Raw genomic sequence first — 676 nt, 5'->3', positions numbered from 1 at the left:
ATGAAGCGAGGTCAGAAGACGGGCGCGGAGCAGGTGGTGCTGAAGCTGCGCCAGATCGAGGTTCAGACGGCGCAGGGTAAGAGTTTGGCGATAGCGTGCCGGGAGGCGGAGATCTCCGAGCAGAGTTACTATCGCTGGCGCAAGGAGTACGGCGGCCTGCAGATCGACCAGGCCCGTCGGATGAAGGATCTGGAGCGCGAGAACGCGCGATTGCGCCGGCTCGTGGCTGACTTGTCCCTGGAGAAGCAGGTGCTGGCGGACGTCGCCGCGGGACCCGAAGGGCAGCGCCAGCAAAACTTGTAGCCCCGGAGCGACGCCGGCAGGCAGTCGATGGCATTCGTGAGAAGTATGGTCTCTCAGAACGCCATGCCTGCCGGATCGTTGGCCAGCACCGTGGCACGCAACGCTACGTGCCCACCGTGCCGGCCGACGAGGATGCGCTGACCCGCGCCATCATCGCCCTGGCATCCGAGTACGGACGCTACGGCTACCGCCGCGTCACCGCGCTGCTGCAGGCAGCGGGCTGGCAGGTGGGCAAGGACCGGGTTCAGCGGATCTGGCGTCGTGAGGGGCTCAAGGTCCCGCAAAAGCATCGGCCGCGAAGCCGGCTGTGGTTGAACGATGGCTCCTGCGTACGGCTGCGGCCTCTCCATCGCAATCACGTCTGGAGCTTCGA

Annotated in this window: 1 pseudogene; it reads left to right on the top strand. The window is 66.0% G+C overall.

Going from position 1 to position 676, the window contains the following annotated elements:
• Nucleotides 1-676 (top strand): annotated as a pseudogene (locus MHA02_RS21910) (IS3 family transposase); the annotation flags it as partial.

The organism is Methylobacterium haplocladii (assembly GCF_007992175.1).
GTDB lineage: Bacteria > Pseudomonadota > Alphaproteobacteria > Rhizobiales > Beijerinckiaceae > Methylobacterium > Methylobacterium haplocladii.
The sequence above is the reverse complement of the archived record's forward strand: the minus strand, read 5'-3'. Positions and strand labels throughout refer to the sequence as shown.